Here is a 21,464-nt window from a genome sequence, read left to right on the forward strand (position 1 = left end):
CGCCCGCGCCCCGTGGTGCACGTACGCCGGAGCCCGGCCCGCCTCCTCAGGCGGGCCGGGCTCCGGCGGATCCGGGGACGGGCGGCCGCGTCAGCCGCGGCGGCCGGCCAGCTTCCAGGCGGCCGGCAGGGCGCCCATCGCCAGGGCCGCCTTCAGGGCGTCGCCGATCAGGAACGGGATCAGGCCCTTGGCGACGGCGACGCCGAGGGACATCCCGGTGGCGGCCATGAGGTACGGCACGCCCACCGCGTAGATCACCGCGGAGCCGAGCACCATCGTGCCCGCCGTACGGAGCACCGAGCGGTCGGCGCCGCGCCGCGCGAGGGCGCCGACGAGGGTCGCGGCGAGCAGCATGCCGAGCACGTAGCCGAAGGAGGCGCCGCCCGCCCCGGAGGTGCCGTTCGCGAACCACGGCATCCCGGCCGCGCCGGCGAGGGCGTACAGCGCCAGCGAGAGGAAGCCGCGGCGGGCACCGAAGGCGGTGCCGACGAGCAGCGCGGCGAAGGTCTGGCCGGTGACCGGGACGGGGGAGCCGGGGACGGGCACCGCGATCTGGGCGGCCAGTCCGGTCAGCGCGGCTCCGCCGGCGACGAGCGCGATGTCGCGGACGCGGCTCGCGGGCAGCAGGTCGGCGAGGACGGCGCCGGGCCGGAAGGAGACGGAAGCGGTGCTCATGACGGGCTCCGGGAGGGGTGGTGATCAAGGGGACACCGTGACGCTAGTGCGCGCCGCGCCGCCGACCCACCACCGGCCGGGACAAAGCCATACCGGCGGGTTTGGTGGGGACTGGACAAAGGTCCCGCACTACACCCGAGTTGGAGTGATCCCCATCACGGGGAACAATCGACGACACATCCTTTTTGCGCCCATGGGCGCCCTCCGGCCAGACTGTGGATTCCCGCCAATCCCTCCCGTCCCTTGCGCAGCCCCCAGCGTCGCTTGCCTATCGAGAGTACGAACCCCCTCATGCGCGAACACCTGCCCGACCTGCCCCCGGAACCCCTCAGCCACAGCCTGAAGCAGCGTCACCTGACGATGCTCGGCCTCGGCGGCGTGATCGGCGCCGGGCTCTTCGTCGGCTCCGGGGCCGGCATCGGCATCGCCGGACCGGCCATCATCTGCTCCTACCTCCTCGCGGGCGTCCTCGCCATGCTCGTGATGCGGGCGCTCGGCGAGATGTCCGCCGCCATGCCCGCGTCGGGCTCCTTCTCCGTCTACGCGGAGAAGGCCCTCGGCCGCTGGGCCGGCTTCTCGGCGGGCTGGCTGTACTGGTTCCTGCTGGTCGTGGTGCTCGCCGTGGAGGCCACCGGCGCGGCGAAGATCGCGCACGGCTGGGTGCCGTCGGTCGACCAGTGGGTCTGGGTGCTGCTCTTCATGGTGGTCTTCACGGCCAGCAACCTGGCCGCCGTGCGCAACTTCGGGGAGTTCGAGTTCTGGTTCGCGGCCCTGAAGGTCGGCGCGATCGTGCTCTTCCTGATCCTCGGCACCCTCGCGATCTTCGGCGTGCTCCCCGACACGGACCCGGTGGGCATGGCCAACCTGACGGGCCACGGCGGCTTCTTCCCGGCCGGCATCGGCGGGGTCGTCGCCGGCATGCTCGCCGTCGTCTTCGCCTTCGGCGGCCTGGAGGTCGTCACCATCGCGGCCGCCGAGTCGGACGACCCGGCGCGGTCCGTGTCCCGCGCGGTGCGCAGCGCCGTGTGGCGCATCCTCTTCTTCTACGTCGGCTCGATGCTGGTCATCGTGACGCTGCTGCCGTGGGACTCGCTGGAGCCCGGCCAGAGCCCGTACGTCGCCGTCCTCGACTCCATCGGCATCCCGGGGGCCGGCCAGATCATGAACATCGTGGTGTTCGTGGCGCTGCTGTCGGCGCTCAACGCGAACCTGTACGGGTCCTCGCGCATGGTGTTCTCGCTGGCCGAGCGGGGCGAGGCGCCGAAGGCGCTGCTGAAGGTCTCCGGAAGCGGTGTGCCGCGCCGCGCGGTCTTCGCCTCGGTGGCGTTCGGCTTCGTGTCGGTGGTGCTGAACCTGCTGTGGCCGGACACGATCTTCCTCTACATGCTCAACGCGGTCGGCGCGGTGCTGCTGTTCGTGTGGGCGCTGATCGCGGTCTCGCAGCTGAGGCTGCGCCGGATCATCGAGCGGGACATGCCGGAGCGGCTGACCCTGCCGATGTGGCTCTTCCCGTACGCGACCTGGGCGGCGCTGGCCGGCATGGGCGCGGTACTGGTCCTGATGCTGTTCGACGACTCGGCGCGGCCCCAGCTGCTGTGGTCGTCCGGCGCGGCGGCCGTGGTCCTGCTGGTGGCGTGGGTGCGGGAGGTGCGGGCGCGCCGCGAGGCGGCCTGACCCTCGCCCACGGGAAACGGGACGGGACCTACACGCCGCTGCGTGGGGGTCCCGTCCCGTTCGCGTCGCGCGGCTCAGGTGCGCAGGTAGGAGGCCCCGTTGACGTCGAGGACCGTGCCCGAGCTCCACATCGCGCCGGGGGAGGCCAGGTAGAGCACGGCGGAGGCGATCTCGCCGGGGTCCGCGACGCGGCCGAAGGGGCTCTGGGCCCGGATGTGCTCGCCTTCGGGGCCGTCCAGCCGGCCGGCGACCCGCTCGGTGGCGACGAAGCCGGGCGCGACGGAGGCGACCGCGATGCCGTGGGGCGCGAGGGAGACGGCCAGCGACTGCCCGAGGGCGTGCAGGGCGGCCTTGGTGGCGCCGTAGGCGGGGTGGTCGGGCTCGCCCCGGAAGGCGCCGCGCGAGCCGATGTTGACGATGCGTCCCTCGCGGCCCGCGCCGATCATGCGGCGGGAGACGCAGTAGCTCAGGTTGGCGGCGCCGAAGAGGTTCACCGCGGCGGTCCGGCGCCAGGCCTCCTGCCAGTCCTCGTACGAGGTCTCGGGCAGCGGGTGCGCGACCATGACGGCGGCGTTGTTCACCAGGACGTCCACCCCGCCGAGCGCCGCGTCGGCCCCGGCCGCCAGCTCCTCGACGCCGGCCGGGTCGGCGAGGTCGGCGGCGATCAGGACGTGCCCCTCCCCCTCCAGCCCGGCGAGGGTCTCCTCGGCGTCGGCCTGCCGGGTGGAGCAGTGCACCGCGACCCGGTCGCCCTGCCGGGCGAACGCGGCCGCCACCGCCCTCCCGATGCCCCGGGAGGCGCCGGTGACGAGCACGCCCCGGCCACTGCTGCGCAGCGCTGTCACGGTCCGGTCCATCCCGGCGACCCCCTCGATCCGGTGCCCGCCCGGCGCCCCGAGCGTACGTACATGATCACGATACGTGAATCCGATGTCCGGATATCGGACGAAGAACATCCGCTGAGCGGACACTCGACACACTGAGGCCCTCGCACCAACCCACCGCACACCGGACAGGCACGCCCCCATGCGCCAGAGCAGCACCCTCGCACCCCCCGAACAGCGGCACGAGCCGGCGGCCGGGTCCCCCCTCGGCAACGGCCTCAAGCAGCGGCACCTCTCGATGATCGCCCTCGGCGGGGTCATCGGCGCGGGGCTCTTCGTCGGCTCCGGCGCCGGCATCGCCGCCGCCGGCCCCTCGATCGTGCTCGCGTACGCCGCGTCCGGGCTGCTCGTGATGTTCGTGATGCGGATGCTCGGCGAGATGTCCGCGGCCAACCCGGCCTCCGGATCCTTCTCGGTCCACGCGGAGCGGGCGATCGGCCCGTGGGCCGGGTTCACCGCCGGCTGGATGTTCTGGACGCTGCTGTGCGTGGGCGTGGCCATCGAGGCCATCGGCGCGGCGCACATCATGACGGGCTGGTTCCCGGGCACGCCCTCGTGGATGTGGGTGCTGGTCTTCATGGCCCTGTTCTGCGGCTCCAACCTGGCCGCCGTCTCCAACTTCGGCGAGTTCGAGTTCTGGTTCGCGGCCCTCAAGATCGGCGCGATCGGGCTCTTCCTGGGCCTGGGCGTGCTGGCCGTCCTGGGCCTGCTGCCCGGCACTTCCTCCCCCGCCGGCGCCAACCTCCTGCACGACGGCGGCTTCCTGCCCAACGGGGTGGACGGGCTGCTGGTCGGCCTGCTGGCCTCGGTCGTCGCCTACGGCGGGCTGGAGACGGTGACCATCGCCGCCGCCGAGTCCGAGGACCCCGTCAAGGGCGTGGCCAAGGCGGTGAAGACCACCATGTGGCGGATCGCGGTCGTCTACGTCGGCTCGATGCTGGTGATCGTCACGCTGCTGCCGTGGAACGACCCGGCGGTCACGGCGGACGGCCCCTACGCGGCCACCCTGGACCACCTGGGCATCCCGGCCGCCGGCCAGATCATGAACGCGGTCATCCTGATCGCCCTGCTGTCCGCGATGAACGCCAACGTCTACGGCTCCTCGCGCATGGCCTACTCCCTCGTCTCCCGCGGCCAGGGTCCGAAGGCGCTGGGCAAGGTCAGCGGCCGGGTGCCGCGCCGCGCGGTGCTCGCCTCCTCGGGCTTCGGCTTCGTCACCGTGCTGCTGTCCTACTGGTACCCGGACACCCTCTTCGCCTGGCTGCTGAACATGGTCGGCGGGGTCATCCTGATCGTCTGGGGCTTCATCGCCGTCTCGCAGTTCGTGCTGCGCCGCAGGCTGGAGCGCCAGGCCCCGGAGAAGCTGGTCGTGAAGATGTGGGGCTTCCCGTATCTGACCTGGGTGGCGCTGGCCGGGGTGGCCGGGGTCCTGGTGCTGATGGCACTGGACGAGGACACCCGGATCCAGGTGGTCTTCACCGGCGGCCTGACGATCGCCCTCGCGGCGACGGGCTACGTGATGCAGCGCCGCCGGGCCGCGGCCCGGGTCTGACGGCCCCACACCAACCGAGGCGGGTCCCGTGCGCTTGCACGGGGCCCGCCTCTTCGCACTCAGGCGACCCTTACGTGTGACCCGGAATAGATACTGCTAGCGTGCAGTTGCGCATTGGTTGCAATAAGCAGTTGGCACGCCGAGGGGACCGGATACACGCATGGCCATCTACACGCTTCCTGAGCTTCCGTACGACTACGCGGCGCTGGAGCCGGTGATCAACCCGCAGATCATCGAGCTGCACCACGACAAGCACCACGCGGCCTACGTCACGGGCGCCAACACCACGCTGGAGCAGCTGGAGGAGGCGCGCGACAAGGAGAACTGGGGCGCGCTCAACGGCCTGGAGAAGAACCTCGCGTTCCACCTCTCCGGCCACATCCTGCACAGCATCTACTGGCACAACATGGCCAGCCCGAAGACCGGAGAGGGCGGCGGCGAGCCCACCGCGGCCGACGGCCTGGGCGACCTGGCCGACGCGATCACCGAGTCCTTCGGCTCGTTCGCGAAGTTCAAGAAGCAGCTGACCTTCGCGTCCTCCGCCACCCAGGGCTCCGGCTGGGGCGTGCTCGCGTACGAGCCCGTCAGCGGCCGCCTGGTCGTCGAGCAGGTCTACGACCACCAGGGCAACGTGGGTGTGGCCAGCACCCCGATCCTGGTCTTCGACGCCTGGGAGCACGCCTTCTACCTTCAGTACAAGAACCAGAAGGTGGACTTCATCGAGGCGATGTGGAACGTCGTCAACTGGCAGGACGTGGCCAAGCGCTACGCCGACGCCAAGGCCAACACCCCGCTGCTGATCCCCGCCAAGGGCTGATCGGCACCCCACAGCCGCCCGCCTCGTGATCGTCTTCTCAACCTTCGCGTGCGGGTGTTTCCAGCGGAAGACCCCCGTGAGGACGTGACTCACGGGGGTCTTCTGTGCGTGACGCGATCCGGGGCTACTCGAAGGAAGGGCCCTTGGTGCGGGTGCGCTTGATCTCGTAGAAGCCGGGGGTGGAGGCGACCAGCAGGGTGCCGTCCCACAGCCGGGCGGCGGCCTCGCCGCGCGGGGTCGGGGTGACGACCGGGCCGAAGAAGGCGACATCGCCCTCGGCGCCCGGAACGGATATCACCGGGGTGCCGACCTCCTGGCCGACGCGGTCGATGCCGTCGTTGTGGGAGGCGCGCAGCACCTCGTCGTACTCGTCGGAGTCGGCGTAGGCGAGCAGCTCGGCCGGCAGGCCGACCTCGGCCAGCGCCTCGGCGATGACCTCGCGGGTGGGGCCCTTGTCCTCGTTGTGGATCTTGGTGCCGAGTGCGGTGTACAGCTTGCCGGTGACCTCGTCACCGTGCTTCTGCTGGGCCGCCGTCACCACGCGCACCGGAGCCCAGCCCTTGGGGCCGAGCAGCTCGCGGTAGCGCTCGGGAAGCTCGTCGAGCTTGTTCTCGTTGAGCACGGCCAGGCTCATGACGTGCCAGCGGACCTCGACGTCGCGGACCTTCTCGACCTCCAGCATCCAGCGGGAGGTCATCCAGGCCCAGGGGCAGAGCGGGTCGAACCAGAAGTCGACCGGGGTCTTCTCGCGCACCTGGGTGTCGGTCATGTCTCTCCTCAGTCCTCGGTACTCAGTCGGAAAAACGGCATCACTGGCTCATGTCCTCCGTCGCCAACCAGACCCGGGCCGTACGCATTCCCACCGTGGGAGGATTCGTCACAAGAACACGATCACGCACGAAGGAGTGCACGTGCCCGGAGAGAACCTGTCCCGAGACGAGGCCCGTCGGCGGGCCGAGCTGCTGTCCGTCGACGGATACGAGGTGGTCCTCGACGTCCGGTCGGCCGTGGACGAGGCCGAGCCGGCCGAAGGCCCCAGGACCTTCCGCTCGGTGACGACGATCCGCTTCCGGGCCGCGGCCTCCGGCACCTCCACCTTCGCGGACCTGATCGCCCCCTCGGTGAACTCCGTCACCCTCAACGGGCGCGCGCTGGACCCGGCCGCCGTCTTCGACGGGGCGCGGATCGCCCTGGACGGGCTGGCCTCCGAGAACGTCCTGGTGGTGGACGCGAACTGCGCGTACAGCCGGACCGGCGAGGGCCTGCACCGCTTCGTGGACCCGGAGGACGGCGAGGTCTACCTCTACACCCAGTACGAGCCGGCCGATGCCCGGCGGGTGTACGCGAACTTCGAGCAGCCGGACCTGAAGGCGCCCTACCGCTTCGAGGTGACCGCACCCGAGGGCTGGCAGGTGTGGAGCAACGGTGCGGAGGAGTCACGGGAGGGCGGTGTCTGGCGGTTCGCCCGGACCGAGCCGATCTCGACCTACATCACCTGCGTGGTGGCGGGCCCCTACCACTACGTGACGGACACCTACACGCGCGGGGACCTGACGATCCCGCTCGGCGCGATGTGCCGCAAGGGGCTGGCCCGGCACTTCGACGCGGACGACGTCTTCCTCGTCACCAAGCAGGGCTTCGACCTCTTCCACGAGATCTTCGACTACCCGTACCCCTTCGGGAAGTACGACCAGGCCTTCGTGCCGGAGTACAACCTGGGCGCGATGGAGAACCCGGGGATGGTGACCTTCCGGGAGGAGTACATCTTCCGCGGGAAGGTCACCCAGGCCTCCTACGAGCGGCGCGCGAACGTCATCCTGCACGAGATGGCGCACATGTGGTTCGGCGACCTGGTCACCATGAAGTGGTGGGACGACCTGTGGCTGAAGGAGTCCTTCGCGGACTTCATGGGCTCCTTCGGACTGGTGGAGGCCACCCGCTTCGACCAGGCGTGGGTCACCTTCGCCAACAGCCGCAAGGCGTGGGCCTACCGCGCCGACCAGCTGCCGTCCACGCACCCGATCACGGCCGACATCCGTGACCTGGAGGACGCGAAGCTGAACTTCGACGGGATCACCTACGCCAAGGGTGCGGCGGTGCTGAAGCAGCTGGTCGCGTACGTCGGCCGGGAGGCGTTCCTGGAAGGCGCGCGGCGCTACTTCAAGGCGCACGCGTACGGGAACACCACGCTGGACGACCTGCTGTCGGTGCTCGCGGAGGTCTCCGGGCGGGACATGGCCGAGTGGTCGCGGGCCTGGCTGCAGACCGCGGGCGTGAACGTGCTGACCCCGCTGGTCACGTACGACGCGGACGGGCGCGTGACCGAACTGGCGGTGGTGCAGGAGGGCGACGAGCTCCGGCCGCACCGGGTCGCGGTCGGCCTGTACCGGCTGGAGCCGGACGGCACGCTGGTGCGCTACGCGCGGGCCGGGGTGGACGTGGCGGGGGCGCGGACGGTGGTCGCGGAGCTGGCGGGGCGGGAGCGGCCCGACCTGATCCTGGTCAACGACGAGGACCTGACCTACTGCAAGGTCCGCTTCGACGAGGGCTCGCTGGCGACGCTGCGGGCGCACCTGGGCGACCTGACGGACCCCCTCGCACGGGCGCTGAGCTGGTCGGCGCTGTGGGGGCTCACGCGGGACGGGCTGATGCCGGCGCGTGACTTCCTCGCGCTGGTACTGGCGCACGCGGGGCGGGAGACGGACGTCGGCGTGCTGCAGATGCTGCACGCGCAGGCGCTGACGGCGGTCACCCACTACACGGCGCCCGAGCGGCGCGAGCAGGGCGGCCGGGAGCTGGCGGCGGGCGCGCTGCACGAGCTGCGGCTGGCGGAGCCGGGGTCGGAGCACCAGCTGACCTGGGCCCGCTTCTTCGCGGCGAGCGCGGCGACGGAGGGCGACTTCCAGCTGATGCTGGGGCTGCTGGACGGCTCGGCGCGGATCGACGGGCTGGAGGTGGACCAGGAGCTGCGGTGGGACTTCCTGCTGCCGCTGGCCGCGCACGGGGCGGTGGACGAAGCCGCGCTCGGGGCCGAACTCTCCCGGGACGACACGGCGTCGGGCAAGCGGCACCAGGTGCGGTGTCTGGCGGCGCGGCCGTCGGAGGCGGTCAAGGCCCAGGCGTGGGCGGCGGTGGTGGAGTCGGACGCGCTGTCGAACGCGCTGGTCGAGGCCACGATCAACGGCATGCAGCAGCCTTCGCAGCGGGGGCTGCTGGCGGCTTACGCGGAGCCGTACTTCGCGGTGCTGGAGCGGGTGTGGTCGGACCGGTCGATCCAGATCGGCATGGACGTGGTGAAGGGCCTCTACCCGGCCCTCCAGGACCCGGAGTCCACGGTGGCGGCCACCGACGCCTGGCTCACGTCCCACCCGGACGCCGCCCCCGCGCTCCGCCGCCTGGTCCTGGAGTCCCGCGACGACCTGGCCCGAGCGTTGCGCGCGCAGCGCTGCGACGCGGCGGCGGGCAGCTAGCCTGCGGCGCCGTTGCCGGGGGCGCCGCCCCCGGACCCCCGCTCCTCAAACGCCGGCCAAATCCAGCCTCGCCGGCGTTTGAGGCGCGGGGTCTGGGGCGGAGCCCCAGGAAGCGGCGGGGCAGCCTATCGGCCGTCGAACGCCCGTACTTTAGCCCCGGCTTGTCCGGATTTGCCGACGAGCGTGTAACAGGGGTTAGCAAGGCCATGGCCTGAGGGAATCACCGCGTCATGAACCAGAACGCACCCCTCCCCCTCGCCCACCTCACCGGCAGCCGCCCCCGCGTGCTGACCCTCGCCCAGCTGCGCGAGCACGGCGTCACCGCCTCGGACGCCGCCGAGCGGCCCTGGCAGCAGATCCTGCCGGGGGTGTTCCTGCTCCACTCCGGGCCCGCGACCAGTGAGGAGCGCCTGCACGCCGCCCTGCTCTACGCCGGGCGCCGCGGCGGCGAGGCCATGATCACCGGGCTGGCGGCGCTCGCGCTCTACCGGTTCGCCTCCGCACCCGCGCTGCTCGCGCTCTCGCACATCGACGTCCTCGTCCCCGGCACCCGGCGGCTGCGCTCCACCGGCGACGTGCGGATCGTGCGCGCCCACACCCCGCCCCGGTCCCAGGAGGTGACCGGGCTCCCGGTGGCCCCCGTCGCCCGGGCCGTGGCCGACGCCGTCGCCCAGCTCGACGACGCCGGCACGGTACGCCGCCTGCTCAGCGAGGCCGTCCGCGCCGGCCACTGCGAACCGGCCGCCGTCGTGCGGGAGCTGACCGTGGCCCGGCTGCTGAACCGGCCGCACGTGGTCGACGCCGTCGAGTCCCTCCTCGCGGAGGGCCGGGCCATGGCCGAGGACCGGCTGTACCACCTCGTACGGGGCTACGAACTCCCCGAGCCGGTCTGGAACGTGGACCTGCGGCTGCCCGGCGGCCCCCACCTCGGCGGGGTCGACGCCTACTGGCCCGAGCACTCCGTGGCCGTGGAGATCGACACCCGCGCCCCGCGCCAGGGCGAGGACGAGGAGTGGTCCGAGTGCGTGCGCAAGCGCGAGACCCTGGAGCGGCTCGGGGTGACGGTCATCCACATCACGCCGCGCAAGCTCCGCGACTGGCCCGAGCAGCAGGCCGCGGTCGTCCGGACCGCCCTGACGGCGTCCGGCGACCGCGAGCCCGCCGCCTACCTGGTGGTCCTGCCCAGGTGACCGCCGAGCGCCGGGTTGGCCGGCGAGTACTCCGGGGTGCTCCAGCGCAGCCGCCCCGGATGCAGGCTCTCCACCACCGACTCCACCCGGAAGCGGACCCGCCGCTCCCCGTCGCCCCCGAACTCGGTCTCCGCCCGGCCGCTGAGCTGGAGCACCGCCCCGCTCTCCCAGTCCGGGAAGAGCAGCCCGGCCCGCGGATCGGCGACCAGGTTCCCCAGGGTGAGGAACATGGCGTTGCCCGCGTAGTCCGGCCAGGCCAGTTCCACCGGCGAGAGCACCTCCACGAAGCCCGGGAACCCGCCCCGGTGGCTGACGTCGGCCCCGTCCGCCTCCGCCGTGGTGGCGGCGAAGAAGGTGTCGGCGCCGCGCACGGCCCGCTGCTGGCCGGAGGTGAGCGCGTCCCCCCGCCCTACGACGCCGGCCCCTTCGGCGGCGAGGTCCAGCGGCTCCCGCTTCTGGAGGTACTTCGGGCAGTTGGAGAACACCTGCTCGGCCTCGACGGCGAAGCCCCCGGGCGTCACCTCCAGGGTCCCGTTCAGCCGCATCCGGCGCCGGGTGCGCGGGTCGAGCGCGATGGTGCCGACACTGGTCCCGGTCGTGGCCAGCGCCTGCGCGAGCGGGTCGCCGGCCGGGGGCCCGCCGGCGACCGCGATCCGGTCCGGCCCGGTGGCCCGTACGAAACCGGGCGCACCCGTCAGCAGGGAGGCCCACATCCGCCCCGCGCCGTCGGCCGCGCCGACGACCAGGTGGGGCTGGAGCTCCAGGAAGGCCGCGGCGACGTCCCGGATGCCGGTGCCGATCGAGCGGCCGACGTGCTCGGCGAGCTCCCGTACGCCGACCCGTTCCTGCACGGCCAGCGGCCCCGCGTGGTATGCCCCGGTCATTAGAAGAACCCGCAGGTCGGCGCCCCCGTGACGGGGGCGGGCTCACCCTCGGCGCCGGTCGGGGCCGAGATCTCCAGCCGGATGCCGTCGGGGTCGTGGAAGAAGATGCCGCCCGAGGCCGCACCCTCGCGGTGGGCGACCACCCCGTCGTACGCGAACTCGACGCCCAGCTCACGCAGCCGCGCCTCGTACTCCCGCACCTCCTCGATCCCGCCGGTGCTGAACGCCAGGTGGTGCAGTCCGGCCGCGGCAGGGACGAAGGCGCCTTCGGCCTGCTGCCAGAGGGTGAGGACGAGCTCGCCGTCCTGGCCGAGGAAGGCGAAGCGGCGGCCCTCCTCCTTGCCCTCGCCGAGCAGCGCGAAGCCGAGGGCGTCGCGGTAGAAGGCGAGCGAGCGGTCCAGATCGGTGACGTTCAGGCCCACGTGGCCGGTGCGGAGCGTGCCGATGACTGTCGTCATGGAAGTACCTTCCCCAGAGGATTTCTAACCTTCTAAATCGAGGTTAGAGGTTAGAAGGGAGATCGTCAACCGCTCACGTACCCTTGAGGGGTTAGCGGCATCAGGAGGCGGACATGACGGCGGCGGACCCACGACCCCTGACCGGGGAGCCGGTCGCCCTCGACCTGCTGAACACCCGCTGGATGCACGAGGGCGAGCTCACCGACCTCTTCGCCGGGGCCTTCGGGCTGACCCGGATCGAGGGACTCTCGATCTGGCTGCACAGCGCCGGCCTCGCCGACCGCTTCCGCGCAGACGCCGCGACCCTGGTCCACCTGCTGACCGCCCGCGAGGCGCTGGCCCGTGCGGTGGCGGACCCGTCCGACGAGAGCGCCCGGGCGCTGGTCGACGCGGTGCTGGAGCACGGCCGCATCCGCGCCACGCTGACCGCCGAAGGACCGGGCGAGCGCGCCGAATTCGCCGATCCGGCCTGGGGTCCGGCCTGGACGGCCGCGCGCGACTACCTCGAACTGCTCGGCTCCGCGCCCGACCGGATCCGCAAGTGCGCGTCTGAGACCTGCGTCCTGCACTTCCACGACATCTCGCGCAACGGCACCCGTCGCTGGTGCTCGATGGCCGCCTGCGGAAACCGGGCGAAGGCCTCGCGCCACTACGCGCGCACGCGCGAGCGCTGAGCGCGCCAAATCTGTCACACCCGCTCTGAGACCGTTCGTCACGGCAAGGCGGGTAAGTCGACAAATACCCTCTTCAGCACCCTCGGTTCACACCGGTATGCCCCGACATGGCCGCACTGGCGCAAACCCCGCACTGGCGAGTGTCCGCCATGGCAGGTCTCGGTCAATGACAACCCTCCCCAAAGGGCTGTCGCTTGCGCAAAGCTGACCGGTCATCCGGCACCGAAATCCGGACCGTTTCTTTCACTTACCAGGGATGCTGATGACCCTCGAATCCCCAAGCCCCATACCCGGGGCCCGGCGCGTCGCGCGCGTCGCGGCTGCGGCCGGACTGGTGGCCGCCCTCGCGGCCACCGGATCCGTGCCCGTCTTCGCGGCAACCGGCGCCGACAAGCCGGGCTCCAACCCGGCGGTGAAGTCCGCCGAGCAGAAGCTCGGTTCGGCCGACGCCGAACTGCTCCAGGAGGCCAAGGCCAAGGGTGACGCGAACGTCACCGTCATGGTCGCCACCGCCCCCGGCCAGACCAAGCAGGTGGCAGAGCAGCTCGACGCCGTCCAGGGCGCCTCGGTGGGCAAGACGTACGACAACCTCGGCTACGTCCGCGCCACCCTGCCCACCGGCAAGGCGGAGGCGGCCCTGAAGGCGGCCGCCAAGCTGTCCTCGGTGCACGGCATCGACCTGCGGCACGAGATCCAGCTGCCGGACCCGCGCCCCGACGCCCACACCGAGGGCGCGGCCACCAAGACCGCGGCCGAGGCCTACCCGGCGCCGGACAAGAACACCCCCGCGAAGAACCCGTACAACCCGTCCTTCGAGACCGGTGCGGTCGACTTCGTCAAGAACAACCCGCAGGCCGACGGCCGCGGCGTGACCATCGGCATCATGGACTCGGGCGTCGACCTCGGACACCCGGCCCTCCAGAAGACCACCACCGGCGAGCGCAAGATCGTCGACTGGGTCACGGCGACCGACCCGATCACCGACGGCGACGCCACCTGGCGCGCCCAGATCACCCCGGTCACCGCCACGGGCGGCACCTTCACCGCGGGCGGCCAGAGCTGGAAGGCCCCCGAGGGCAGCTACCAGTGGAGCCGCTTCAGCGAGTCGATCACCGCGAACGGTGACATGAAGGGCGACGTCAACCGGGACGGGGACACCACCGACCGGTTCGGCCTGCTCTACGACGCCGCCGCCGGCACCGTCCGCGTCGACACCGACCAGGACGGCGACTTCACGAACAACGAGCCGATGAAGCCGTACAAGGACGGCTACCAGATCGGCTGGTTCGGCACGGACAACCCGGCGACCGAGGTCGCCGAGCGCATCCCGTTCGTGATCGAGATCCGCAAGGACGTCCCGATGGACCCGCTGGGCGGTGACTGGGTCGGCAAGAAGGCCGACTTCGTCAACGTCGGCATCATCGAGTCCGAGCACGGCACGCACGTCGCCGGCATCACCTCCGCCAACGGCCTCTTCGGCGGCGCGATGAACGGCGAGGCGCCCGGCGCGAAGATCGTCTCCTCGCGCGCCTGCTCCTGGTCCGGCGGCTGCACCAACATCGCGCTGACCGAGGGCATGATCGACCTCGTCGTCAACCGCGGCGTGGACATCGTCAACATGTCCATCGGCGGTCTGCCGGCGCTGAACGACGGCAACAACGCGCGCTCCGAGCTCTACAAGAACCTCATCGACACCTACGGTGTCCAGCTCGTCATCTCGGCGGGCAACGAGGGCCCCGGCATCAACACCATCGGCGACCCCGGCCTCGCGGACAAGGTCATCTCCGTGGGCGCCGCGGTCTCCAAGGAGACCTGGGCCGCCAACTACGGCTCCGGCGTGACCAAGAAGTACAACATGTTCCCCTTCTCCTCGCGCGGTCCGCGTGAGGACGGCGGGTTCACGCCCACCATCACCGCCCCCGGCGCCTCGATCAACACGATCCAGACCTGGCTGCCCGGTGCGCCCGTGAAGGAGGCCGGCTACAACCTCCCGGCCGGTTACGGCATGCTCCAGGGCACCTCGATGTCCTCGCCGCAGGCGGCGGGCGCCAGCGCCCTGCTGATCTCGGCCGCCAAGCAGCACGGCATCAAGCTGGACCCGGCCTCCCTGCGGGTGGCGCTGACCAGCACCGCCAAGAAGATCGACGATGTCCCGGCCCACGCACAGGGTTCCGGTCTCATCAACGTCCCCGGCGCGTGGGAGTCCATCCAGCGCGGCGCGAAGGCCAACGAGTTCACCGTCAAGGCGCCGGTCGACACCGCGATCGACCAGTTCCTGAAGACCCCGGGCTTCGGCACCGGCGTCTACGACCGCGAGGGCGGCCTCAAGGTCGGCCAGAAGAAGGTCTACGACGTCGTCGTCACCCGCACCACGGGCGTCAAGTACGGCACCCGCCACAACCTGAGCTGGCGGAACAACGACGGCACCTTCAAGGTCGTCGGCGGCTACGACTACGTCACCCTGCCGCTGAACAAGCCCGTCACCATCAAGGTCGAGGCCAAGGCCAAGACCGGCGGCGTCCACAGCGGCATCCTGCAGCTGGACGACGAGACCACCGAGGGCATCGACAAGCAGATCCTGTCGACCGTCGTCGTCTCCACCCCGCTGGCGAAGCCGTCGTTCACGCTGTCGGACACCTCCTCCGTGCAGCGCAACAGCCACAAGTCGTACTTCGTCACCGTGCCGCAGGGCGCCAAGTCCCTCGAGGTCGCCCTCGGCGGTCTCGCGGCCGGCAGCCAGACCCGCTTCATCTCGATCCACCCGTACGGTGTGGGCGTCGAGGACAGCGCGACCACCCAGTGCTACCCGAACTACGACAACCCGGCCAACAAGTGCCGCCCCGACCTGCGCTCGTACCCCGAGCCGACCCCGGGCGTCTGGGAGATCGAGGTCGAGTCGCGCCGCACGTCGCCGCTGCTCGACAACCCGTTCAAGCTGGACGTCTCCGTGCTCGGCGCGGCCTTCGACCCCGCGGTCAAGGTCCTGCCCGAGGTGAAGCAGGGCACCCCGTCGCCCGTCCAGTGGACCGTCAAGAACGACGCCGCGGCCATCTCGGGCGGCAAGCTCAAGGGCGGCCCGCTCGGCTCCGCGAAGGTCGCCAAGCCGACCATCGCGAACGGTGAGACCCAGACCTCCGAGGTCACCATCGGCGAGGGCGTCTCCCGCCTCGACGTGGCCATCGGCAAGGTGTCCGACACCGGCGCCGACCTCGACCTCGAGGTCTACAAGGACGGCGTCAAGGTCGGCTCCTCCGCCGACGGCGACTCCGAGGAGGCCGTGAGCCTGGCCAACCCGGCCGCCGGTACCTACACCGTCAAGGTGATCGGCTACGCGGTCCCGGCCGGCTCCACCACGTACGACTACCGCGACGTGTACTTCTCGGCCGCCCTGGGCTCCGTCCAGGTCGACGATGCCGCCGCGGTGAACCTCGCCAACGGCGCCTCCGCGTCCGTCTCGGCGAACGTCCTGGTCAACAGCGCGGCCCCCGAGGGCCGTCAGTTCTTCGGCCAGGTCGAGCTGCTCAACGCCCGCGGCACCGCCGCCGGCACCGGCAGCGTGCAGATCGAGAAGGTCCTCCCGTAGTACGGAGGAAAACCGAAGGGCCGGCGCTCCCCGGAGCACCGGCCCTTCGGGCTTTTCCCGCGTGCGCCTACCTGCCCAGCGACCGCAGGGACTCGGCGTACGTGCCGACCGCGTGCGCGATGACGTCCAGGTTGGTGTCGAAGACCTTGAGGTCCAGGTTCTTCAGCGTGTCGCCCGCCCCGTGGTAGTTCGGGTCGTACGGGGCCCCCGCGGTGCCGCCGTAGCGCTTGGCCTGCTCGGCGGTCTTGATGCCCTCGGCCCCGGTGAACGTGCCGCCGGCCGGGATGCCGTTCTCGATGAACGGGCCGTAGTCGGAGCGGCCGTCGAAGTCGCTGCCCTCGTGCGGCTTGCCCTTCTTGTCGAGGAAGCCGTTGATCAGCGCCTCGATCTGCGCCGAGCCGGCCGGGCCCGCGCCCGCGCCCGTCTTGTCGGAGTCGTCGCCGTCGTAGACGAACTGCGCCGGGTTCGGCGAGGCGATCATGTCGAAGTTCAGGTAGAGCGCGATGTCCTTCTTCTGCTGCTCGGACAGCTGCGCCACGTAGTGCTCGGAGCCCAGCAGGCCCAGCTCCTCCGCCGACCACCAGGCGAAGCGGACCTTGTTGGCGGGCCCCTTGCCCTTCTTGTTGGCGCCCTCCTCGGCGAGCTTCAGCGCCACCTCCAGCAGACCGGCCGAGCCGGAGCCGTTGTCGTTGATGCCGGGGCCCTCGGGGACCGAGTCCAGGTGGGATCCGACGGCGACGACGCGGTCGGAGCGGCCGCCGCGGGTCTCGGCGATCACGTTGCGGGTGGTCTTCTTCACGTGCTCCTGGTCCAGCTCCAGGCGTACGGTCACCTCTCCCTTGCCGACGGCCGCGGTCAGCGCCTCGCCGTCGGCCAGGGTGATGCCCGCGCTCGGGATGATCCCCTCGGCGGGCGAGGAGAAGCCGCCGCGCACCGGGGTGGTGCCGCTGTGGTTGTAGACGATGACGCCGAGGGCGCCGGCCGCGGCGGCCGCCTTCTGCTTCTCCACGAAGGTGCAGGCCCCGCGCTTGACCAGGGCGATCTTCCCGGTGAAGGCTCCGGCCGGGTAGTCGTCGGCCGTGCAGCCCGGGGTCTCGTCGACCCGCGCGAGGGCGAGCGGGGCGGTCAGACCGCCCGCCGGGGTGGACTTGGTGAAGGTGAAGGCGGCGGTGGCCAGCTCGCGGCCCTGCGCGCCCAGCACGGTGGTCTTCTCCGTCTTCGTGTGCGCCTCGTGGATGTCGAAGTCCTGGTACGAGACCTCGTACCCGGCCTTCTTCAGCGTGTCGTGCACGTAGGCGGCGGAGGCCGCGTGGCCGGGCGTGCCGGCGGCGCGGTTGCCGCCGTTGGCTTCGGCGATCTGCTGGAACTTCGCCAGGTGGCGGTAGGCGCCGCGGGCGGTGACCTCCTCCACCAGCTCCTTGGCGAGCCGGCCCTCGCGGGGGTGGGCGGCGGCCGGAGTGGCGGTGAGCAGGACGGGTGCGGCGACGGCGGCGGCCGCGAGGGCGGCGAGTGCCGGTATGGACCGGCGGCGGTGGCGGATGGCGCGCACGGTGGATCTCCCCGAGTCGGATGGGTCGCAATGCGGTCGGTCGTGTCCGCATAACGGTCGTGACAGATCGGACGCTAACCAGCTCCGACCGGGCAAAACGGCCGTTCAGGGGCTTTGCAACACGCCCGCCACGGACTCGTCACACGGGTTCATGCGCCGGACACCGTCCGCTCCTCGGACAATGGATTGGACAAGGCTCGTGGGGTCGAACGCATGATGGCTTCACGCGCGCCCGCGTCGTACGGAGCAAAAGGAGTCACCGTGAGGGTCGGAATCGTCGGAGCCACCGGACAGGTCGGCGGAGTCATGCGCGGCATCCTCGCCGAGCGGAAGTTCCCGGTGGACGAGCTGCGGCTGTTCGCCTCGGCCCGTTCCGCGGGCTCCACCCTCGAGTGGGAGGGCCGGGAGATCACCATCGAGGACGCCTCGACGGCGGACTACTCCGGTCTGGACATCGTGCTGTTCTCCGCGGGTGGCGCCACCTCCAAGGCCCTCGCCGAGAAGGTCGCCTCGCAGGGCGCCGTCGTGATCGACAACTCCTCCGCCTGGCGCCGCGACCCCGAGGTCCCCCTCGTCGTCTCCGAGGTCAACCCGCACGCGATCAAGAACCGCCCCAAGGGCATCATCGCGAACCCGAACTGCACCACCATGGCGGCCATGCCCGTGCTGCGCCCGCTGCACGAGGAAGCCGGCCTGTCCGCGATGATCGCCACCACGTACCAGGCCGTGTCGGGCTCGGGCCTGGCCGGTGTCGCCGAGCTCAAGGGCCAGGCCTGCGCCGTCTCCGAGGCCGCCGACCAGCTGACCTTCGACGGTGGCGCGGTGGACTTCCCCGAGCCGGCCGTCTACAAGCGTCCGATCGCCTACAACGTGGTGCCGCTCGCCGGCTCGATCGTGGACGACGGCTCGTTCGAGACCGACGAGGAGCAGAAGCTCCGCAACGAGTCCCGCAAGATCCTGGAGATCCCGGCGCTCAAGGTCTCCGGCACCTGCGTGCGCGTGCCGGTCTTCTCCGGCCACTCGCTCCAGATCAATGCCCGCTTCGACCGCCCGATCAGCGTCGAGCGCGCGTACGAGCTGCTGAAGGACGCCCCGGGCGTGGAGCTGTCCGAGATCCCGACCCCCCTCCAGGCGGCGGGCAAGGACGCCTCGTACGTGGGCCGCATCCGCGCCGACGAGACGGTGGACAACGGCCTCGCGCTGTTCCTCTCGAACGACAACCTCCGCAAGGGCGCGGCCCTGAACGCGGTCCAGATCGCCGAACTGGTCGCCGAGGAGCTCCGCCAGGGCTGAGCCCGGCGCACGGCAGGTGAGGGGCGGCACCGTTCTCGGTGCCGCCCCTCCGTCGTCCCTGTTCGCCGGTGGATTACTCCGGCGCGGTGGCCCTGCGCGCGTGGAAGGATGGGCCGGAACGTAACCATCGAAGGAGATGACCGCGTGCCAGGCACGAATCTCACCCGTGAAGAGGCTCAGCAGCGGGCAAAGCTGCTCACCGTCGACTCCTACGAGATCGAACTCGATCTCAGCGGCGCGCAGGAGGGCGGCACCTACCCCTCCGTGACCACCGTGCGCTTCCAGTCGGCCGAGGCCGGGGCCGAGACCTTCATCGATCTGGTCGCACCGGCCGTGCACGAGGTCGTCCTCAACGGCAAGGCCCTCGACGTCGCCGCCGTCTTCCGGGACTCCCGCATCGCCCTGACGCACCTGGCGGCCGGGGCGAACGAGCTCCGCGTCGTCGCGGACTGCGCGTACACCAACACCGGCGAGGGCCTGCACCGCTTCGTCGACCCGGTGGACCAGCAGGCCTACCTGTACACCCAGTTCGAGGTGCCGGACGCGCGGCGGGTCTTCGCCAGCTTCGAGCAGCCCGACCTGAAGGCGACCTTCCGGTTCACCGTGACGGCCCCCGAGGGCTGGACGGTCATCTCGAACTCTCCGACGCCGGAGCCCAAGGACCGGGTCTGGGCCTTCGAGCCCACCCCGCGGATCTCCTCGTACATCACGGCGCTCATCGTCGGCCCGTACCACGCGGTGCACAGCTCCTACGAGGGCAAGGACGGTCAGTCCGTCCCGCTCGGCATCTACTGCCGCCCCTCGCTCGCCGAGTTCCTCGACGCGGACGCGATCTTCGACGTGACCCGGCAGGGCTTCGACTGGTTCCAGGAGAAGTTCGCGTACGACTACCCGTTCGCCAAGTACGACCAGCTCTTCGTGCCGGAGTTCAACGCGGGCGCCATGGAGAACGCGGGCGCGGTCACCATCCGCGACCAGTACGTCTTCCGTTCGAAGGTGACGGACGCGGCGTACGAGGTGCGCGCCGAGACCATCCTGCACGAGCTCGCCCACATGTGGTTCGGCGACCTCGTCACCATGGAGTGGTGGAACGACCTGTGGCTGAACGAGTCGTTCGCCACCTACACCTCCATCGCCTGCCAGGCGTACGCGGAGGGCTCGCAGTGGCCGCACGCGTGGACCACCTTCGCGAACTCCATGAAGACCTGGGCGTACCGGCAGGACCAGCTGCCCTCCACGCACCCGATCATGGCCGACATCCGTGACCTGGACGACGTCCTGGTCAACTTCGACGGCATCACGTACGCCAAGGGCGCCTCGGTACTCAAGCAGCTCGTCGCCTACGTCGGCATGGACGCCTTCTTCAAGGGCGTGCAGGCCTACTTCAAGGCGCACGCGTTCGGCAACACGCGCCTGTCCGACCTGCTGGGCGCCCTGGAGGAGACCTCGGGCCGCGACCTGGCCGCCTGGTCGAAGGCGTGGCTGGAGACGGCCGGCATCAACATCCTGCGCCCGGAGATCGAGACCGACGAGAACGGCTCCATCACCTCCTTCGCGATCCGCCAGGAGGCCCCGGCCCTGCCGGCGGGCGCCAAGGGCGAGCCCGTGCTGCGCCCGCACCGCATCGCGGTCGGCCTGTACGAGCTCCAGGACGGCCGGCTGGTCCGCACGGACCGCGTCGAGCTGGATATCGACGGCGAGCTGACGGCGGTGCCGGAGCTGGCGGGCCGGACCCGCCCGGCGGTCGTCCTGCTCAACGACGACGACCTCTCCTACGCGAAGGTCCGCCTCGACGAGGTCTCGCTGGCCAACGTCAAGGCGCACCTGGGCGACTTCACCGAGTCCCTGCCGCGCGCGCTGTGCTGGGCCTCGGCCTGGGACATGACGCGGGACGGCGAGCTGGCGACGCGCGACTACCTCGCGCTCGTCCTGTCGGGCATCGGCAAGGAGTCCGACATCGGCGTGGTCCAGTCGCTGCACCGCCAGGTGAAGCTGGCCGTCGACCTGTACGGCGACCCGGCGTGGCGCGAGGAGGGCCTGGCGGCCTGGACCGAGGCCTCGCTGGAGCACCTGCGCGCCGCCGAGCCGGGCAGCGACCACCAGCTGGCGTGGGCGCGGGCCTTCGCGGCCACGGCCCGTACCGAGGGGCAGCTGACCTACCTGAAGGCGCTGCTGGACGGCGCGGCCGAGGTCGAGGGCCTGGTCGTGGACACCGAGCTGCGGTGGGCGTTCCTGGAGCGGCTGGCCGCGACGGGTGTCGCGGACGAGGCGGCCATCACGGCGGAGCTGGAGCGCGACCGCACGGCGGCGGGCGAGCGGCACGCGGCGACGGCGCGCGCCGCGCGTCCGACGGCCGAGGCGAAGGCCGAGGCGTGGGCGTCGGTGGTGGAGTCCTCGGACCTGCCCAACGCGGTCCAGGAGGCGGTGATCGGCGGCTTCGTGCAGACCGACCAGCGCGAGCTGCTGGCCCCGTACACCGCGAAGTACTTCGCGGCGGTCAAGGAGGTGTGGGACACCCGCAGCCACGAGATCGCCCAGCAGATCGCGGTGGGCCTGTACCCGTCCCTCCAGGTCTCGGAGGCCACCCTGGCCGCGACGGACGCGTGGCTGTCCTCGGCCGAGCCGAACGCGGCCCTGCGCCGCCTGGTCTCGGAGTCCCGCGCGGGCGTAGAACGCGCGCTGAAGGCCCAGGCCGCCGACGCCGCCGCTGCGGCTCGGGCCTAGCCGGACCCCCGCCCGCGGGACGCAACCGCGTCCCGCG

15 protein-coding genes are annotated in these 21,464 nt (G+C 71.3%); 9 read left to right on the top strand and 6 right to left on the bottom strand.

The window, feature by feature from the left end; translation table 11 throughout:
- Positions 1–90: 90 nt before the first annotated feature.
- Positions 91–675 (bottom strand): biotin transporter BioY, encoded by a 585-nt coding sequence (locus tag ACFTXQ_RS17130; protein WP_382641480.1) that lies wholly within the window; start codon positions 673–675, stop codon positions 91–93.
- 291 nt (positions 676–966) lie between these two features.
- On the opposite strand from ACFTXQ_RS17130, the gene ACFTXQ_RS17135 reads away from it, so the two are divergent.
- On the top strand, positions 967–2,349 hold the full coding sequence (locus tag ACFTXQ_RS17135) for an amino acid permease (RefSeq protein WP_382641482.1): 1,383 nt from the start codon (positions 967–969) through the stop codon (positions 2,347–2,349).
- Between the two features lie 74 nt (positions 2,350–2,423).
- Here the strand turns inward: ACFTXQ_RS17135 and ACFTXQ_RS17140 are convergent, their stop codons facing one another.
- The gene (locus ACFTXQ_RS17140; protein WP_382641484.1) at positions 2,424–3,206 is read right to left on the bottom strand and encodes an SDR family NAD(P)-dependent oxidoreductase; all 783 of its coding nucleotides are present in this window, start codon (positions 3,204–3,206) and stop codon (positions 2,424–2,426) included.
- A gap of 169 nt (positions 3,207–3,375) precedes the next feature.
- Here ACFTXQ_RS17140 and ACFTXQ_RS17145 point away from each other — a divergent pair, with 169 nt between their 5' ends.
- Positions 3,376–4,785: an amino acid permease gene (locus ACFTXQ_RS17145; RefSeq protein WP_382641486.1), complete on the top strand. Its 1,410-nt coding sequence runs from the start codon at positions 3,376–3,378 to the stop codon at positions 4,783–4,785.
- Positions 4,786–4,945: 160 nt separating this feature from the next.
- On the top strand, positions 4,946–5,602 hold the full coding sequence (locus ACFTXQ_RS17150; RefSeq protein ID WP_382641488.1) for a superoxide dismutase: 657 nt from the start codon (positions 4,946–4,948) through the stop codon (positions 5,600–5,602).
- A gap of 124 nt (positions 5,603–5,726) precedes the next feature.
- Here ACFTXQ_RS17150 and ACFTXQ_RS17155 read toward each other — a convergent pair whose 3' ends face one another.
- Positions 5,727–6,371, bottom strand: a complete 645-nt coding sequence (locus ACFTXQ_RS17155; RefSeq protein ID WP_382641490.1) for a DsbA family protein — start codon at positions 6,369–6,371, stop codon at positions 5,727–5,729.
- 142 nt (positions 6,372–6,513) lie between these two features.
- Between ACFTXQ_RS17155 and pepN (ACFTXQ_RS17160) the strand changes: the two genes are divergently transcribed.
- Entirely contained in the window at positions 6,514–9,072 is a 2,559-nt protein-coding gene (gene pepN, locus ACFTXQ_RS17160; RefSeq protein ID WP_382641492.1) for an aminopeptidase N, read from the top strand.
- Positions 9,073–9,302: 230 nt separating this feature from the next.
- Positions 9,303–10,262, top strand: coding sequence for a hypothetical protein (locus tag ACFTXQ_RS17165; protein ID WP_382641494.1), 960 nt, complete (start codon positions 9,303–9,305; stop codon positions 10,260–10,262).
- Here ACFTXQ_RS17165 and ACFTXQ_RS17170 read toward each other — a convergent pair.
- Together ACFTXQ_RS17170 and ACFTXQ_RS17175 are read right to left on the bottom strand one after the other, a co-directional pair.
- Positions 10,238–11,146: a pyridoxamine 5'-phosphate oxidase family protein gene (locus ACFTXQ_RS17170; RefSeq protein ID WP_382641496.1), complete on the bottom strand. Its 909-nt coding sequence runs from the start codon at positions 11,144–11,146 to the stop codon at positions 10,238–10,240. The genes ACFTXQ_RS17165 and ACFTXQ_RS17170 overlap by 25 nt on opposite strands.
- A complete protein-coding gene (locus ACFTXQ_RS17175; RefSeq protein WP_382641498.1) occupies positions 11,146–11,604 on the bottom strand; it encodes a VOC family protein in 459 nt (152 codons plus the stop codon). The genes ACFTXQ_RS17170 and ACFTXQ_RS17175 overlap by 1 nt, the downstream gene beginning before the upstream one ends.
- Before the next feature lie 113 nt (positions 11,605–11,717).
- Between ACFTXQ_RS17175 and ACFTXQ_RS17180 the strand changes: the two genes are divergently transcribed.
- Complete coding sequence (locus ACFTXQ_RS17180; protein ID WP_382641500.1) at positions 11,718–12,278, top strand: CGNR zinc finger domain-containing protein; 561 nt, start codon at positions 11,718–11,720, stop codon at positions 12,276–12,278.
- Between the two features lie 262 nt (positions 12,279–12,540).
- Complete coding sequence (locus tag ACFTXQ_RS17185; RefSeq protein ID WP_382641502.1) at positions 12,541–15,861, top strand: S8 family serine peptidase; 3,321 nt, start codon at positions 12,541–12,543, stop codon at positions 15,859–15,861.
- Between the two features lie 67 nt (positions 15,862–15,928).
- On the opposite strand, the gene ACFTXQ_RS17190 is transcribed toward ACFTXQ_RS17185, so the two are convergent.
- Positions 15,929–17,410, bottom strand: a complete 1,482-nt coding sequence (locus ACFTXQ_RS17190; RefSeq protein WP_382641504.1) for a M28 family metallopeptidase — start codon at positions 17,408–17,410, stop codon at positions 15,929–15,931.
- Positions 17,411–17,671: 261 nt separating this feature from the next.
- Between ACFTXQ_RS17190 and ACFTXQ_RS17195 the strand changes: the two genes are divergently transcribed.
- Entirely contained in the window at positions 17,672–18,703 is a 1,032-nt protein-coding gene (locus ACFTXQ_RS17195; protein WP_382641506.1) for an aspartate-semialdehyde dehydrogenase, read from the top strand.
- Between the two features lie 144 nt (positions 18,704–18,847).
- On the top strand, positions 18,848–21,427 hold the full coding sequence (gene pepN, locus ACFTXQ_RS17200; RefSeq protein ID WP_382641508.1) for an aminopeptidase N: 2,580 nt from the start codon (positions 18,848–18,850) through the stop codon (positions 21,425–21,427).
- The last annotated feature ends 37 nt before the right edge of the window (positions 21,428–21,464 follow it).

It is taken from the genome of Streptomyces sp. NPDC057010 (assembly GCF_042673805.1).
GTDB lineage: Bacteria > Actinomycetota > Actinomycetes > Streptomycetales > Streptomycetaceae > Streptomyces.

Excerpts from the sequence above, each read along its gene's own strand:
- ACFTXQ_RS17165 (WP_382641494.1), top strand. The coding sequence starts at position 9,303 with ATGAACCAGAACGCACCCCTCCCCCTCGCCCACCTCACCGGCAGCCGC.
- ACFTXQ_RS17155 (WP_382641490.1), bottom strand. The coding sequence starts at position 6,371 with ATGACCGACACCCAGGTGCGCGAGAAGACCCCGGTCGACTTCTGGTTC.
- ACFTXQ_RS17135 (WP_382641482.1), top strand. The coding sequence starts at position 967 with ATGCGCGAACACCTGCCCGACCTGCCCCCGGAACCCCTCAGCCACAGC.
- ACFTXQ_RS17150 (WP_382641488.1), top strand. The coding sequence starts at position 4,946 with ATGGCCATCTACACGCTTCCTGAGCTTCCGTACGACTACGCGGCGCTG.
- ACFTXQ_RS17175 (WP_382641498.1), bottom strand. The coding sequence starts at position 11,604 with ATGACGACAGTCATCGGCACGCTCCGCACCGGCCACGTGGGCCTGAAC.
- ACFTXQ_RS17130 (WP_382641480.1), bottom strand. The coding sequence starts at position 675 with ATGAGCACCGCTTCCGTCTCCTTCCGGCCCGGCGCCGTCCTCGCCGAC.
- ACFTXQ_RS17185 (WP_382641502.1), top strand. The coding sequence starts at position 12,541 with ATGACCCTCGAATCCCCAAGCCCCATACCCGGGGCCCGGCGCGTCGCG.
- ACFTXQ_RS17145 (WP_382641486.1), top strand. The coding sequence starts at position 3,376 with ATGCGCCAGAGCAGCACCCTCGCACCCCCCGAACAGCGGCACGAGCCG.
- ACFTXQ_RS17170 (WP_382641496.1), bottom strand. The coding sequence starts at position 11,146 with ATGACCGGGGCATACCACGCGGGGCCGCTGGCCGTGCAGGAACGGGTC.
- ACFTXQ_RS17180 (WP_382641500.1), top strand. The coding sequence starts at position 11,718 with ATGACGGCGGCGGACCCACGACCCCTGACCGGGGAGCCGGTCGCCCTC.
- ACFTXQ_RS17140 (WP_382641484.1), bottom strand. The coding sequence starts at position 3,206 with ATGGACCGGACCGTGACAGCGCTGCGCAGCAGTGGCCGGGGCGTGCTC.